Origin of the sequence: Pseudonocardia kunmingensis (assembly GCF_006716445.1) — a bacterium.
Lineage (GTDB): Bacteria > Actinomycetota > Actinomycetes > Mycobacteriales > Pseudonocardiaceae > Pseudonocardia > Pseudonocardia kunmingensis.
The window spans coordinates 2,224,989-2,238,984 of sequence record NZ_VFPA01000001.1; the positions used below are offsets into that span (position 1 = coordinate 2,224,989).

17 protein-coding genes are annotated in these 13,996 nt (G+C 74.3%); 5 read left to right on the forward strand and 12 right to left on the reverse strand.

All coding sequences use genetic code 11. The features are described 5' to 3' along the window. Positions 1-113: 113 nt before the first annotated feature. Complete coding sequence (locus FB558_RS10565) at positions 114-710, reverse strand: response regulator transcription factor (protein ID WP_075942692.1); 597 nt, start codon at positions 708-710, stop codon at positions 114-116. A 387-nt stretch (positions 711-1,097) separates the two neighbouring features. Then, positions 1,098-2,078 (reverse strand): MerR family transcriptional regulator, encoded by a 981-nt coding sequence (locus FB558_RS10570; protein WP_246106360.1) that lies wholly within the window; start codon positions 2,076-2,078, stop codon positions 1,098-1,100. A gap of 131 nt (positions 2,079-2,209) precedes the next feature. Here FB558_RS10570 and FB558_RS10575 point away from each other — a divergent pair, with 131 nt between their 5' ends. Beyond that, complete coding sequence (locus FB558_RS10575) at positions 2,210-2,569, forward strand: WhiB family transcriptional regulator (protein ID WP_142051047.1); 360 nt, start codon at positions 2,210-2,212, stop codon at positions 2,567-2,569. 43 nt (positions 2,570-2,612) lie between these two features. Here FB558_RS10575 and groL read toward each other — a convergent pair whose 3' ends face one another. From groL to FB558_RS10590, 3 genes are all read right to left on the reverse strand, one after another. Next, positions 2,613-4,232 (reverse strand): chaperonin GroEL, encoded by a 1,620-nt coding sequence (groL, locus tag FB558_RS10580; RefSeq protein ID WP_142051050.1) that lies wholly within the window; start codon positions 4,230-4,232, stop codon positions 2,613-2,615. Between the two features lie 90 nt (positions 4,233-4,322). Then, positions 4,323-4,613: a co-chaperone GroES gene (groES, locus tag FB558_RS10585; RefSeq protein ID WP_142051053.1), complete on the reverse strand. Its 291-nt coding sequence runs from the start codon at positions 4,611-4,613 to the stop codon at positions 4,323-4,325. 136 nt (positions 4,614-4,749) lie between these two features. Next, the gene (locus FB558_RS10590) at positions 4,750-6,000 is read right to left on the reverse strand and encodes a macrolide family glycosyltransferase (RefSeq protein ID WP_425467987.1); all 1,251 of its coding nucleotides are present in this window, start codon (positions 5,998-6,000) and stop codon (positions 4,750-4,752) included. A gap of 38 nt (positions 6,001-6,038) precedes the next feature. Here FB558_RS10590 and FB558_RS10595 point away from each other — a divergent pair, with 38 nt between their 5' ends. The 4 genes from FB558_RS10595 to FB558_RS10610 all read left to right on the forward strand — a co-directional run bounded on the left by FB558_RS10595 (position 6,039) and on the right by FB558_RS10610 (position 8,324). Then, the gene (locus FB558_RS10595; protein WP_142051059.1) at positions 6,039-6,653 is read left to right on the forward strand and encodes a TetR/AcrR family transcriptional regulator; all 615 of its coding nucleotides are present in this window, start codon (positions 6,039-6,041) and stop codon (positions 6,651-6,653) included. Next, positions 6,631-7,563 carry an aldo/keto reductase gene (locus FB558_RS10600; RefSeq protein ID WP_142051062.1) on the forward strand — a complete coding sequence of 311 codons (933 nt, stop codon included), beginning with the start codon at positions 6,631-6,633 and terminating at the stop codon, positions 7,561-7,563. Before FB558_RS10595 ends, FB558_RS10600 begins: the two co-directional genes overlap by 23 nt. Before the next feature lie 126 nt (positions 7,564-7,689). After that, complete coding sequence (locus tag FB558_RS10605; RefSeq protein WP_142051065.1) at positions 7,690-7,920, forward strand: AbrB/MazE/SpoVT family DNA-binding domain-containing protein; 231 nt, start codon at positions 7,690-7,692, stop codon at positions 7,918-7,920. Further along, positions 7,917-8,324: a type II toxin-antitoxin system VapC family toxin gene (locus FB558_RS10610; protein ID WP_142051068.1), complete on the forward strand. Its 408-nt coding sequence runs from the start codon at positions 7,917-7,919 to the stop codon at positions 8,322-8,324. Before FB558_RS10605 ends, FB558_RS10610 begins: the two co-directional genes overlap by 4 nt. A gap of 8 nt (positions 8,325-8,332) precedes the next feature. Here FB558_RS10610 and tsaD read toward each other — a convergent pair whose 3' ends face one another. Genes tsaD through alr form a run of 7 tightly spaced genes read right to left on the reverse strand, consistent with a single transcriptional unit; the run spans position 8,333 to position 13,961 of the window. After that, positions 8,333-9,373, reverse strand: a complete 1,041-nt coding sequence (tsaD, locus tag FB558_RS10615; protein WP_142051071.1) for a tRNA (adenosine(37)-N6)-threonylcarbamoyltransferase complex transferase subunit TsaD — start codon at positions 9,371-9,373, stop codon at positions 8,333-8,335. Next, the gene (gene rimI / locus FB558_RS10620) at positions 9,370-9,834 is read right to left on the reverse strand and encodes a ribosomal protein S18-alanine N-acetyltransferase (RefSeq protein WP_211366275.1); all 465 of its coding nucleotides are present in this window, start codon (positions 9,832-9,834) and stop codon (positions 9,370-9,372) included. Before rimI ends, tsaD begins: the two co-directional genes overlap by 4 nt. Beyond that, positions 9,834-10,514 carry a tRNA (adenosine(37)-N6)-threonylcarbamoyltransferase complex dimerization subunit type 1 TsaB gene (gene tsaB / locus FB558_RS10625; protein WP_142051074.1) on the reverse strand — a complete coding sequence of 227 codons (681 nt, stop codon included), beginning with the start codon at positions 10,512-10,514 and terminating at the stop codon, positions 9,834-9,836. The genes rimI and tsaB overlap by 1 nt, the downstream gene beginning before the upstream one ends. A gap of 24 nt (positions 10,515-10,538) precedes the next feature. Next, complete coding sequence (locus FB558_RS10630; RefSeq protein ID WP_142051078.1) at positions 10,539-11,261, reverse strand: HAD family hydrolase; 723 nt, start codon at positions 11,259-11,261, stop codon at positions 10,539-10,541. Further along, positions 11,258-11,713, reverse strand: a complete 456-nt coding sequence (tsaE, locus tag FB558_RS10635; RefSeq protein ID WP_142051082.1) for a tRNA (adenosine(37)-N6)-threonylcarbamoyltransferase complex ATPase subunit type 1 TsaE — start codon at positions 11,711-11,713, stop codon at positions 11,258-11,260. Before tsaE ends, FB558_RS10630 begins: the two co-directional genes overlap by 4 nt. Next, positions 11,710-12,810 carry an alpha/beta fold hydrolase gene (locus FB558_RS10640; RefSeq protein ID WP_142051086.1) on the reverse strand — a complete coding sequence of 367 codons (1,101 nt, stop codon included), beginning with the start codon at positions 12,808-12,810 and terminating at the stop codon, positions 11,710-11,712. Before FB558_RS10640 ends, tsaE begins: the two co-directional genes overlap by 4 nt. Then, positions 12,807-13,961, reverse strand: a complete 1,155-nt coding sequence (alr, locus tag FB558_RS10645) for an alanine racemase (RefSeq protein WP_425467988.1) — start codon at positions 13,959-13,961, stop codon at positions 12,807-12,809. The genes FB558_RS10640 and alr overlap by 4 nt, the downstream gene beginning before the upstream one ends. Positions 13,962-13,996 lie beyond the last annotated feature (35 nt).

A 13,996-nucleotide genomic window follows, 5' to 3' on the forward strand; every position in this document is an offset into this window, starting at 1 on the left:
GCGCCGCGGTGGTGCCCGCGGCCGCCCGCGCCGACGCGCCGGGGGCCGGGCGGCCACGACCCGTGACGGGCCGGAGCGCCGGTCCCTGACGCCGAGCTCCCGGGGGAGGCCTACTAGGACACGAGCCCGCGGCGGAAGCCGTGGGCGACGGCCTGGGCCCGGTCGCGCACGCCGAGCTTGCGGAACAGCCGGCGGGCGTGGGTCTTGACCGTGTCCTCCGACAGGTAGAGCTCCCGGCCGATCTGGCCGTTGCTCTTGCCCTGGCTCATGCCGCGCAGCACCTGGAGCTCGCGCTCGGTGAGCTGCACGCCGGGATCGGTGGGCGCACGGGGCGTGGGCACCGCGGTGCTCGCGAGCGTGTGCGCGAGTGCGGCCACCAGTTCGGGGCGCGAGGCGTCCCAACGGAGGTAGCCGCGCGCACCGCCTGCGATCGCGGCGGCGATGCTGCCCGCGTCGTCGGGGGCTCCGAAGACGATGACGTTGGCCTGCGGGTGGGCGGCGACCAGCCGCCGCGTGGCCTCGACCCCGGTGGGCACCGCCCGCTGGGTGCCGACCAGGACCACGTCCACCGGCTGCCGCGAGAACCTCGCCAGCAACTCGTCCCCGTGGGCAACGCAATCAATCCGGTGCACCCCCGGCACCGCGGACATCACGCGGGTCAGGCCTTCGCGGACGCTACGACGATCGTCGCAGATGAGTACCGTCGTCACGACGATTCCTTCCTGCAGCTTCCTGCAGCCGGGTGATGTGTCACCCCCCGCATCGGCGGGTGACTGCCTCACCTTGACACGATCAGGGCGGTTTGTGCCCTCCATTCGGGAGTGTTGCGCCGAGTGGCACTCGTCATGTGGGTGACCTAGGTCCGAATGGCGTAATCAGATTACCGGGAGCCGAGCACGAGGGCCCTCACCCTCCCTCATCGGGCGGCTCCCGACCAGGTCATGACGAGGCACGATGAACGCTCACCGTGGCCGCCCCGGCGTGTCGTCGGCGTGGCGTGCCGCTCATCCGTTCGTTCGTCGATCGCTGCGCCATCCGGGGAGCGTGCTCGTTTGCACCAGGAGCACCCCGGCTAGCCGCCCCGCCACACACGGAGCTCACACCAGAACGGTGTCGGAGATCGCCGCCAGAGCGGCGGTCAAGGACGCGAGCCGGACGATCGGCCGCGGCACGTCCGCGTCCACCCACCCCGGGCCGGCGACGAACGTGCGGAACCGCGGGCGGGTGCGCGGGAGGGCGCGCAGCACGTCGCCGTCCGCGGTCTCCCCGAGCTGCGCCCAGAGCACCACGGCCGCGGGCGCGGTGCGGCGGGCAGCGGCCGCTAACGCGTCCGCCGGCAGGTCCGCACCGAGGTAGCGCTGCGCGACACCGCGCGCGTCCAGCGCGCACGCGAGGGCCAGGAGCGGGAGCGTGTGCTGCTCGCCGGGCATCGCGGCGAGCAGCACGGGCCGCGCGGCACCGCTCGCGGCGGGCGCCGCCCGACCCGACCCCGCGCCGAACAGGTCGCGGACGCATTCGCTGACCAGGTGCTCGATCTCGACGCCGGTGCCGGTGTGGTTCCACCGCTCCCCGACGGCGGCCAGCACGGGCCGCACCACGTCGTCCCACGTGGTCTCCACGCCGTCCTCGGCCAGCGACTCGCGCAGCACGCCCGCGACCGCGGGCCCGTCGAGGGCGAGCGCCGCGCGGCCCAAGCCGCGGGCGCGCCGGCCGGCGCCGGGCAGTCGGAGCACGCGGCCGCCCACGCGGGCCTGCCCGTCACCGGCCGGCAGCGGCGGAGCGGGGTCGGCAGCAGGGCCGGGCGCGACGGTGCCGCCCGCGGGCAGCGGTGCGGTGAGCGCATAGCGCGCCGCCTCGCCCGGCGACACGCCACGCACGAGCGCCCGCTGCATCAGCTCCAGGCGCGTCACGTCGACGGGCGAGTAGCGGCGGTGCCGGCCGGGCGCGTGCCCGCTGGGACCGATCCCGTACCGGCGGTCCCAGGTGCGCAACGTGCCGGGCGCGACCCCGAGCCTGCGGGCGACCGCCGCCACCGAGAGCCCCGGCACGTCGGGCGGCGGGGGGCGGCGGGTCGTCACCGCGCCATCGTCGACGCCGGAGGGGCGACCGACAAGTCGCATCGACACTCCCGTGAACAAGGTGTGGTGCGTTTCCGGCCGGGGTACCTCCCGCGCGTGGGGAAAGTTCGCCGAACGGACGAGGTGAGGGTGTGGCGGACACGCGGAAGCTTCCGGAGCCGGTTGCCGAGACCTGGGACTGGCAGATGCAGGCGGCCTGCCGCGGCATGGACAGCGGGTTCTTCTTCCACCCGGAGCGGGAGCGCGGCCCGGCCAAGGCCGACCGCGAGGCGCGGGCCAAGGAGATCTGCGCCCGCTGCCCCGTCATCGAGCCATGCCGTCGGCACGCCCTCGCGGCCGAGGAACCCTACGGCGTGTGGGGCGGGCTCACGGCGGCCGAACGCGACGACATCGTGCGCAGGCAGCGCCGCAGGCCCACCCTGGGCGATCCCGAGGCGACGCCCGCGGGAACGGCGAACGCCGGAACGACGAACGGCGCCCTCCACGGCTGACCGCCGGGAAGAGCGCCGTTCGCGTTCGCTCGGTCGTGCAGGCTCAGTGGCCGTGACCGTGGCCGTGCCCACCCGCGGCGGGCTGAGCGGGCGGCTCGGGCTTGTCGACCACCGAGCTCTCGGTGGTGAGCACCATCCGGGCGATCGACGCGGCGTTCACCACGGCGGACCGGGTGACCTTGACCGGGTCGATGACGCCGTCGGCCAGCAGGTCGCCGTAGGTGAGGGTGGCGGCGTTGTAGCCCTGGCCCCACTCCTGCTCCGCGACCTTGCCGACGACGACCGCGCCCTCCTGGCCGCCGTTGGCGGCGATCCAGTAGAGCGGCGCGGTGAGCGCGCCGCGCACGATGGCGACGCCCGTGGCCTCGTCACCGGTGAGGCCGAGGCCGTCCTCCAGCGCCTTGGCCGCCTGGACCAGCGCGGAGCCGCCGCCGGGGACGATGCCCTCCTCGACCGCGGCCCGGGTGGCCGACACCGCGTCCTCGATGCGGTGCTTGCGCTCCTTGAGCGCGGTCTCGGTGGCGGCCCCGACCTTGATGACCGCGACACCGCCGGACAGCTTCGCCAGCCGCTCCTGCAGCTTCTCGCGGTCCCAGTCCGAGTCCGACGCCTCGATCTCGGCCTTGAGCTGGGCGATGCGCCCGTCGATGGCGTCCTTGGTGCCGGCGCCCTCGACCAGGGTGGTGGTGTCCTTGGTGACGACCACGCGGCGCACCTTGCCGAGCAGGTCGAGACCGGCCTCGGACAGCTTGAGACCGACCTCGGGCTTGATCACGGTGCCGCCGGTGGCGACCGCGAGGTCGTCCATGAACGCCTTGCGGCGGTCGCCGAAGAACGGCGACTTGACCGCGGCGACCTTGACGGTCTTGCGGATCGAGTTGACCACGAGGGTGGACAGCGCCTCGCCCTCGACGTCCTCGGACACGATCAGGAGCGGCTTGCCCTCGCCGAGCACCTTCTCCAGCAGCGGGAGCAGGTCGGCGATGGCACCGATCTTCTCCTGGTGCAGCAGGACGTAGGCGTCCTCGAGCACGGCCTCCATCGACTCGGCGTCGGTGACGAAGTACGGCGAGAGGTAGCCCTTGTCGAACTGCAGGCCCTCGGTGATCTCCAGCTCGGTGGCGAGCGTGGAGCCCTCCTCGACGGTGATGACGCCGTCGACGCCCACCTTCTCCAGGGCCTCGCTGATCAGCGCGCCGATCTCCTCCTCGCGGGAGGCGATCGTGCCGACCTGGGCGATGGCCTTGCCCTCGACCGGGATGGCCTTCTCCGCCAGCACGGCGGAGACCTTGTCCGCGGCCGCGGAGATGCCCGCACCGAGCGCGGACGGGTTGGCGCCCGCCGCGACGTTGCGCAGGCCGGCCTTGACCATGGCCTGCGCGAGCACGGTGGCGGTGGTGGTGCCGTCGCCTGCCACGTCGTTGGTCTTCGTGGCGACGGTCTTCGCGAGCTGGGCACCCAGGTTCTCGAACGGGTCTTCCAGGTCGATCTCACGCGCGATGGTGACGCCGTCGTTGGTGACGGTCGGCCCACCGAACTTCTTGTCCAGCACGACGTGGCGGCCACGCGGGCCCAGGGTGACCTTGACCGCGTCGGCCAGCTGGTTCACCCCGCGCTCCAGCGCACGGCGCGCCGTCTCGTCGAAGCTGATCTGCTTCGGCATGCCTGCCTCTCTTGTTCAGCGGAAACGACGCCGCCCCGGCGGCCCACTCGGTCGAGGGACCACCGGGGCGGCGGCGTCAGGAGGACCTGGTCAGTTGACGACCGCGAGCACGTCGCGGGCGGAGAGGATGAGGTACTCCTCGCCGTTGTACTTGACCTCGGTGCCGCCGTACTTCGAGTAGATGACGACGTCGCCGACGCTCACGTCGAGCGGAACGCGGTTGCCGTTGTCGTCGATGCGCCCCGGCCCGACCGCGAGGACCTTGCCCTCCTGGGGCTTCTCCTTCGCCGTGTCGGGGATGACGATCCCGGACGCGGTGGTGGTCTCGGCCTCGCTGGCCTGAACGACGATCTTGTCCTCGAGCGGCTTGATGTTCGCCACTTGATGACCTCCCCTTCCTGGGGTGCGTGCACTCGCCTGATGGGTTCTGGTGGACAGCGCGCGGGCGTCCCGTCGTCGCGGGTGCCGGGACGTCCGGACCGTTCCGTTGGCACTCTACCGGTGAGAGTGCCAACGCTCAAACAGTGGTCATGCGCAGCGCGTCCTCGACGAGCTCGGCCGCCCGCACGGCGCCGCCGTCCTCGCGCAGCTCGGCGCGGATCGCCGCGCTGCGCCGGGCCACCTCTTCGGATCCGGTGAGCTCGAGCAGCGCCTCGCGCAGCTCGGCGGCCGTGACCGTCGCCGAGTCGACCCGGCGCGCCACCCCCGCGGCGACCAGGGCGTCGGCGTTGCCGAACTGGTCGACGGCCTGCGGCGCGGCGATCATCGGCGTCCCCGTCCACAGGCCCTCGACGGACCCGCCCATGCCGGCGTGCGTGAGGAACGCGTCGGCGTGGGAGAGAACGGCCAGCTGCGGCACCCACGAGTGCACCTCCACCGACTCCGGCACCTCGCCGAGCACGGCCGGATCGACGTGGGCCCCGATCTGCAGCACGACGTGCCACCCCGGCAGGTCCCCGTAGGCCTGCACGCAGCGCCGGTAGAAGTCGGGGTGGTCGGTGTAGGCCGATCCGAGCGAGACCAGCAGGACCTTCTCCGCCTGCGCGGGCCGCGTCCAGTCGCCCTGCTCGGGTCGCGGCGCCAGGCACGGGCCGACGAACGTGAAGTGCGGACCCACCCGGTCCGCGTGCGGCTGCAGGACTCGCGGCACGAGGACCAGCCCGCGCTCGGGCCGGCCCATCCACGCCTCGTCCGCGGGCGCACCGTGCTCGGCCAGCCACTCGCCCAGGCGGCGGTAGTAGTCCTGACCGCGCGGGTCGGCCTTCATCTGCGCGACCGACTCGGCCATCTCCTCCTCGTAGCCCTCCCACGCCACGAAGGTGGGCGAGAGCTGGACGGCCGGGATCCCCCACTCGGCCGCGAGCAGCCGCGCCGCCCCGCCCGCGATGTCGTAGAGGAACACGTCGGGCCGGTCGTCGTCGTAGGCCGCCCTGAGCTTCGGCAGCATCGCGATGGCGTCGTCGAGGAAGAGGGCGAGCGCGTCGATCGTGTCGCCGGTGAACGACTCGCCGGTGTGGAACGGGAGCGTCGACTCGCAGGGCACGAACTCGGCGCCGAGGCCGCGCACCGTGTCGGCGTAGGACGGGTCGTTGGCGTAGGTGACGCGGTGCCCGCGCTCGACGAGGGTCCGGATCACCTCGCTGCTCGGGTTGACGTGACCCGGCGCCGGGATGCTGACCATGGCGATGTGCACCATCGGAACTCCTCTCGTCGCGAGACGAACCGTCTCGGCTTGTCGTACTCTGCATCCTCGAGCGCGCCGTGTCAAGACGGTTCGTCTCGTCTCGTTCGGGGTATCCTCCTGTCATGCCCGACCCCACCCGGCGCAGCGAACGCTCCCGGCACGCGATCCTCACCGCGGCGCACGAGCTCGTCGGTGAGGTCGGCTACCGGAAGCTGACGATCGAGGCCATCGCGGCGCGGGCGGGCGTGGGGAAGCAGACGATCTACCGCTGGTGGCCGTCGAAGGGCGCCGTGGTCCTCGACGCGATGCTCGCCACCGTGAGCGACCCCGCCGACCTCGCCCTGCCCGACACCGGCGACGTCGACGCGGACCTGCGCGGGGTGGTGCACGCCATCGTCGCGGAGCTCGCCGACCCCACGCTCTCCGGCACCAGCCGGGCCCTGATGATCGAGATCCAGGAGGACCCCGGCCTCGCCGAGTCGATGGTCGAACGCATCCTCGGACCGAACCTCGCCGCGATCGCCGACCGCCTCCGGGCGGCCCAGGACGCCGGCCAGCTGCGCCGCGACCTCGACCTGTCCGTGGCCGTCGAGATGATCGTCGGGCCGCTCTACCACCGGTGGCTGCTGCGCACGGCCCCGCTGACCCCTGCCTACGCCGACACCGTCACCGACCTCGCCCTGCGCGCGCTCGCGCCGGATAGGCTCGCGCCCCATGGTGAAGATCGGCTCGAGTGACCTCGACGTCTCCCGGCTCTGCCTCGGCGGCAACGTGTTCGGCTGGACGGCCGACCCGGACACCTCGTTCGCCGTCCTCGACGCCTACCTCGCCGCGGGCGGCAACTTCGTCGACACCGCCGACTCCTACTTCTGGCGCAAGCCGGGCAACTCCGGCGGCGAGTCCGAGACGATCATCGGCGACTGGATGGCGGCCCGCGGCAACCGGGACCAGGTCGTGATCGCCACGAAGGTGGGGTCGTGGCCGGAGCGGCCGGGGCTGTCGGCCCGCAACATCGCCACGGCGGTCGAGGACTCGCTGCGCCGCCTGCGGACCGACCGGATCGACCTCTACTACGCCCACCGCGACGACCCCGACACCGCGCAGGAGGAGACGGCCGACGCGTTCGACCGGCTCGTGCGGGAGGGCAAGGTGCGTGCGATCGCCGCGTCCAACTTCACCGCCGAGCGGCTGCGTTCGGCCCTGGAGATCTCCGCCCGCGACGGGCTCGCGTCCTACGTGGCGCTGCAACCGCACTACAACCTCATGGAGCGCGACGAGTACGAGAACGCGCTCGCGCCGCTGCTCGCGAGCGAGGGCCTGGCCGGGTTCCCCTACTACGCGCTGGCCAAGGGCTTCCTCACGGGCAAGTACCGGCCCGACACGGACGTGGACAGCGTGCGTTCCGAGGGCGCGCGGGCCTACCTCGACGACCGGGGCCGAGCCGTGCTCGCCGCGCTCGACGAGATCGCGGCCGGGCACGAGGTGCCGGTGGCGGCCGTGGCGCTGGCGTGGCTCGCCGACCAGCCGACGGTCACGGCCCCGATCGCGAGCGCCCGCACCCCGGAGCAGCTGGCGGACCTGCTGCCCGCGCTGGAGCTGCACCTCACCGACGACGAACAGCGCCTGCTGGCCCACGTCTCGTCCTGACCGCCGACCTGCTCGCACACCGATAGCGGCGCTCACGCACCGACTGCGGTTGATGTGCGAGCACCGGAGTCGGTGTGCGAGCAAGCGACGGTTGACCCTGGCAGTAGGAATTCTTACTGTTGAAGTATGAAAGCTGTCGTGTCCGAGAAGGGCCAGGTGACGATCCCGAAGCAGGTGCGGGACCGTCTCGGGATCGTGCCCGGCCAGGAGCTCGACTTCACCGACGAGGACGGACGGCTGGTGGCGCGCAAGGTCCAGGATCGCGGCCCGGTGAGCGCGGTGTACGGGATCCTGGACCTGCCCTCCGGCACCGACGCGACGATCGATGAGCTCCGCGGGCCCGCGGAGCTGCCGTGATCACCGCGGTCGATACGAACGTCCTGCTCGATGTCTTCGGTGCGGACGAGACGTTCGGACCACGCTCGCGCTCCGCCCTGGAGCAGAGCCTCGGAGAGGGTGCACTGGTCGTGTCCGACGCGGTCTGGGCGGAGACGGTCGCGGCGTTCCCGGATCACAAGGCCGCCACCGATGCCTTCGCCCGCCTCGGTGTCGGGTACAGCGCGCCGACCCACGAGGCCGCGACCCGCGCGGGCATGGCGTGGCGCTCCTACCGGGCAGCAGGTGGGCCCCGGACCCGCGTCGTCGCCGACTTCGTCATCGGAGCCCACGCCCTGGTGCAGGCCGACCGGCTCCTCACTCGGGATCGCGGCTTCTACCGCCGCTATTTCACCGATCTGACCGTGCTCGACCCGACGGCCTGACCCGTCGATCAGCCGACCAGCACCTCGGTGACCGGCAGCGAGGAGTCCGCCGGCAGGTCCGCGGGGCTGGCCGGCGCCCCGCCCGCGAGCAGGTGCGCGCCCAGCGCGGCGACCATCGCGCCGTTGTCGGTGCACAGCCCCGGGCGCGGCACGCGCAGCCCGATCCCGGCCGCGTCGCAGCGCTCCTGCGCCAGCGCCCGCAACCGCGAGTTGGCCGCGACACCGCCGCCGAGCAGGAGGGTGTCCATCCCCCGCTCGCGGGCCGCGCGCACGGCCTTCGCCGTGAGCACGTCGACCACGGCCTCCTGGAAGCTCGCCGCCACGTCGGCCACCGGGACGGGCGTGCCCGCCCGCTCCAAGGCCTCCACGTGCCGCGCGACGGCCGTCTTGAGGCCGGAGAAGGAGAAGTCGAACGGCGCGTCCCGCGGCCCGGTGAGGCCCCGGGGGAAGGCGATCGCGGCGGGGTCGCCGGCGCGGGCCTCCCGGTCGATGTGCGGGCCGCCCGGGAACGGCAGGCCGAGCAGCCGCGCGACCTTGTCGAACGCCTCTCCGGCCGCGTCGTCGATGGTGGCGCCGAGCGGGGTGACCGGCCCGGCCAGGTCGGGCACGTCCAGCAGGCTGGAGTGCCCGCCGGACACGAGCAGCGCGAGGCACGGCGGCAGCGGGCCGTGCTGCAGCGTGTCGACGGCGACGTGCGCCGCCAGGTGGTTGACCCCGTACAGCGGCACGTCCCACGCGGCGGCGTAGGCCTTCGCGGCGGCGACCCCGACGAGCAGGGCACCGGTGAGCCCTGGCCCCGCCGTCACGGCGACGGCCTCGACGTCCCGGCCCGTGACGCCGGCGGTGGCGAGCGCGCGGTGCACGGCGGGCACCATCGCCTGCAGGTGCGCCCGCGACGCCACCTCGGGCACCACACCGCCGAAGCGCGCGTGCTCGTCCACCGAGGAGGCGACCTCGTTGGCCAGCAGCGTGGTGGCGCCGTCCCGCTCCCACCGGACGATCCCGACGCCCGTCTCGTCGCAGGACGTCTCGATCCCGAGGACGATCATGATTTCGGCTCCCGCCGCATCGTGTGCGCGTCCGCGCCGCTGGGCCGGTAGTAGCGCTTGCGCAACCCGACGACGGCGAAGCCCTCGGCCTCGTAGAGCGCGCGGGCGGCGTCGTTGTCCGTGCGGACCTCGAGGAACACGGTGGCCGCCAGCTCGTCCGCCACGGCCAGCAGTCCGCGCAGCAGGGCGCGCCCGATCCCGCGGCGCTGGTGGGCCGGGTCGACCCCGATCGTGTGGATCTCCGCCTCGGCGTGCGGCGGGCCGGCCACGAAACCGAGCCCGGCGTACCCGACGAGCAGTTCCCCGTCGCGCGCGGCGAGATAGGGGTGGCCCGCCCGCACCTCCTCGGTGAACGCCCGCTCGCTCCACGGGTCGTCCTCGGGGAACAGCAGCCGCTCCAGCTCGGCGCAGCGCGCCGCGTCCGACTCCCGCAGCACGTCGATCTGCACGGTGGCGGGCATCAGGTGCTCACCCGCTTGCGTGCACCGGGCTCGGCCGCGTCGGGCCGGCGCAGGTACAGCGGTTCCAGGGGGCCCGGGGCCGCGCCTGCGCGCAGGGCGGACGCCGCCACCGCGACCAGGCCTGCCGGCGAGGGCGACTCCGGCGGCCGCACCGGCAGCCCGACCAGCCCCGCCGACCCAGCGGCGGCGCTGAGCCCCAGCTCGGCGGCACGGGCGGCGAGGTCGGCGGGCGCCTGCACGTGCGGCCCGTCCACCCGGCGGCGCGCGGTGCCGTCGGCGGTGTCGGCGGTGTCGTAGGCCGCCCAGTACACCTCGCGGCGCCGGGCGTCGGTGACGACGAGGAGCGGACCGTCGCCCTCCGCCTCCGCGGCGATCGCGTCCAGCGAGCAGACCCCGTGCACCGGCACGCCCAGCGCGTCACCGAGGGCGGCCGCGGTGACCATGCCGACCCGCAGCCCGGTGAACGGGCCCGGGCCGGTGCCGACCACGACGGCGTCGACGTCGCGCAGCGCGGTACCGGCGTCGGCGCACACGGCCCGCACCGCGGGCATGAGCAGCTCGGCGTGCTTGCGCGCGTCGTGCTCCACGCGGGCGGCGCGCAGCAGGACCGCGTCGCCGGTCACCTCGACGAGGCCCGCGGTGACGGCGGGGGTCGCGGTGTCGATGGCCAGAACGAGCACGCCGGAGAGCCTACGAGCGTCGTGTCACCAGGCGGCGATGAGGTCCGGGAGGTCGGCCAGCCGGTCGAGCACGGCGTCCGGGTGCACGTCCACCGGCACCCGCTGCACCGCCGGGATGTCGGAGTGCGGCACCAGCACCGCGCGCATCCCCACGCCCTTGGCGCCGCTGATGTCGTCGTAGGGGCGGTCACCGACGTACACGCAGCGGGTCGGGTCCGTGACGCCGATCGCGTCCATGGCGGCGCGGAACGCCGACGGGTGCGGCTTGGTCCACTCCAGGTCGCTGGACCACACGCAGGCGTCGAACAGGTCCAGCACCCCGTCCTCGCGGAACCGGTCCTCGTGCCACTCCCGCGGCCACGACGTGGACGAGAGCACGCCCAGCCGCAGCCCGCGCTCCCGCAGGGTCGTGAGCATCGGCCCGGCCTCGGGGTCGGTGGGCAGCTGACCGGTCCAGTAGGCCCGGTGCGCCTCGAGCGCGGCCTCGTGCACGTCGGCCGCCACCTCCGCCGGGTGGTGCGCCGCGGCGTCGGCCAGCACCTGCGCGACGGTGAACGCCCGGTGCTCCTCGCGCGCGGTCGCCCAGCGGGCGTCCTCGGCGGCCAGCAGCGCGTCGGCGAGCGCGGCGGCGCGCTCGGTGTCGCCCGCGTGCACGACGTCGGCGAACAGGCGCCAACCGGCCAGGTTGTCCATGGTCTTCCACGGACTGAGCGTGCCGCCCCAGTCGAAGATCACGGCCTCGATCACCGAGCCTCCTCGACGCGGTGGACGGTGGCGGTGCGCACGTCGTCCGGGCGGCGGTGCAGGCGAACGAGCAGGTGCCGCCCCGACAGCCGCTCCGCCACGCCCTCGCCCCACTCGACGGCCACCACGGCCTCGCCGAGGTCGGTGTCCAGGTCGAGGTCGTCCAGCTCGGCGGCACCGCCGAGGCGGTAGGCATCGACGTGCACGAGCGGTACGCCGCGGCTCCCGGGCAACGGCCGGTGCTCGCGCGCGATCACGAACGTCGGGGAGGTGACCGGCCCGGCCACGCCCAGCCCGCGGGCGAGGCCCTTCACCAGCACCGTCTTGCCCGCGCCCAGCGGCCCGGACAGCACCACGAGGTCACCCGGTCCCAGCGACGCCGCCAACCGCTCCCCGAGCGCCTCGGTGTCGGCGGGCCCGGGCAGCTCCAGCTCCGGCTCGAGCTCCTCGGTCATGCGCGCCGCCGCAACCGGCGCGGGGCGCGGGCCGCGCTGCGGCGGATGAGGCCGATCAGCGCCTCGTCCATCCGCGCGGGCTGCTCCAGCATCGGGAGGTGCCCCACCCCGGGGAACCGGAGGAGCGTGGCGTGCGGCAGCTCGCCCGCGATGACGTCGCTGTGCGTCACCGGGATGACGCGGTCGGCGTCGCCGGCGGCCACGAGCACCTCGCAGGTGGCCAGGGCCGGCAGCGCGGCGACGCGGTCGTGGCTGTCCACGGTGTCGGTGAAGTCGATCAGGGCGTCGACGGCGTTGACGCCGATCATCGTGTCGACGAGGTCGACGAGCCACGGGGCGACGTTCCGGTCGCCGTAGGCGAAGCTGCGGGTGAGCGACCAGAGGACGTCGCCGAGCGCGCGGCGCGCGGTCTCCACCAGCGTCGGCTGCAGCCGGGCGAGCAACCCGACGCCCCGGGTGAGCGGGTTGTGCCGCGACAGCAGGGTGCCGGGCAGCCCGGCGCTCGCGACCTCGCCCGCCGAGGTCGACACCAGCGCCACGCCGACGACCCGCTCGGTGAACAGCTCCGGGTTCTGCTCGGCGAGCGCCATGATCGTCATGCCGCCCATGGAATGCCCGATGAGCACGAGCGGGCCGTCGGGGGCGAGGGCGCGGATCACCGCGTCGAGGTCATGACCGAGCTGCTCGATGGTGCAGCTCTCCCGCGGGGCGCGCTCGGAGCGCCCGTGGCTGCGCTGGTCGTAGAGCACCACCCGGATCGACGGGTCGGTGAGCGCGGGCAGCGACTGGCGCTGGAAGTGCCAGGTGCGCCGGTCCAGCGCGAAGCCGTGCACGAGCACCACGGTGAGCGCGGCGCGACCGTCGCGGGCCTCGATCTCCTCGCAGGACAGGCGCACACCGTCGTCGGCCGTGACGGAGGACGGCTCGCTCTCGGGCAGCCCCGCGAGCTGCGGCGGCTCCTCGGACAGCTGCGCGGCGAGGCGCCTGCGTTCCGCGGCGATCCGCGAGTGCTTCCGCGCCGCCACCCCGACGGCGACCCCGCCGGCCGCCGCACCGGCGGCCCCCGCGACGGCGCCCCAGACCTGCCCGCGCTTCACCCGGCGACCCCGGTGTACGTGCGCGCGACGCGCCTGTCGTGGACGCCGGTCACGACCTCGTAGTGGATCGTCCCGAGCTCGTCCGCCCAGTCCTGGGCGGTCGGCTCACCGCCGTCACCCGGCCCGAAGAACACCGCTGTGTCACCCTCCCGGACGGCCGCACCGTCCCCGCAGTCGACCACGACCTGATCCATGCTCACCCGCCCGACGACCGGACGCAGCGCACCCCCCAGCAGCACCCGCATCCGGCCCGCGCGGTTCATCCTGCGCGGCACGCCGTCGGCGTAGCCCAGCGGGACGAGGGCCAGCGTCGTGTCGCACGGGGTGGTCCACTCGTGGCCGTAGGCCACGCCCTCGCCGGCCGGGACCCGCTTGACCAGGGCCACCCGCGCCCGCAGCGTCATCACCGGCCGCAGCGGGGAATCCGCGGGCTGCCGGTCCAGCGGGTCCAGCCCGTACACCGCGATCCCCGCCCGCACCAGGTCGAAGTGCAGGTCGGGACGGGTGAGGGTGGCCGCCGAGTTGGCCAGGTGGCGGATCGGGGTCAGCCCGCGTTCGCGCGCCGCTCGCCACGCCGCGGTGAACCGGGCGGCCTGCAGGTCCAGCGAGGGGTGCTGCGGCGAGTCGCCGTTCGCCAGGTGCGACCACACCGCGACGACCTGCGCGCTCCCGTCGGCCTGGGCCTTCGCTGCGCCGTCGAGCAGGTCGCCCCAGTCGGCCGGCTGGGCGCCGCCCCGGCTCAGCCCGGTGTCGACCTTGAGGTGCAGCCGGGCCGGCCGCTCGGCGCGCCGCGCCCCGTCGAGCACGGCCGCGAGGTGCCGCGGCGACGACACCGACAGGTCGACCCCGGTGGCCACCACCTCGGTGAAGTCCTCGTCCGGCAGGTGCAGCCACGAGAGCAGCGGGGCGGTGATGCCGCCCGCGCGCAGCGCGCGCGCCTCCTCGAGCGTGCAGACACCCAGCCAGGACGCGCCGGCCTCGAGCGCCGCCGTGGCCACCGGCACCGCGCCGTGGCCGTACCCGTCCGCCTTCAGGACCGCCATCACGGCCGCGCCGGGCGCGGCCCGCCGGAGCACGCCGACGTTGTGCCGCACCGCCGCCAGGTCGACGACGGCCTCGGCCCGCGGGCTGCTGCCGGACGGATCCACCACGGGGGCATCATCGCATCCGGCGACGGGCCCCCGGC

Bases quoted from the DNA above. Each gene is read 5' to 3' on its own strand.
- groL (WP_142051050.1), bottom strand. From the start codon at position 4,232: ATGCCGAAGCAGATCAGCTTCGACGAGACGGCGCGCCGTGCGCTGGAG.
- FB558_RS10595 (WP_142051059.1), top strand. From the start codon at position 6,039: ATGCCCGACCCCACCCGGCGCAGCGAACGCTCCCGGCACGCGATCCTC.
- FB558_RS10600 (WP_142051062.1), top strand. From the start codon at position 6,631: ATGGTGAAGATCGGCTCGAGTGACCTCGACGTCTCCCGGCTCTGCCTC.
- FB558_RS10605 (WP_142051065.1), top strand. From the start codon at position 7,690: ATGAAAGCTGTCGTGTCCGAGAAGGGCCAGGTGACGATCCCGAAGCAG.
- tsaD (WP_142051071.1), bottom strand. From the start codon at position 9,373: ATGATCGTCCTCGGGATCGAGACGTCCTGCGACGAGACGGGCGTCGGG.
- rimI (WP_211366275.1), bottom strand. From the start codon at position 9,834: ATGCCCGCCACCGTGCAGATCGACGTGCTGCGGGAGTCGGACGCGGCG.
- tsaE (WP_142051082.1), bottom strand. From the start codon at position 11,713: ATGACCGAGGAGCTCGAGCCGGAGCTGGAGCTGCCCGGGCCCGCCGAC.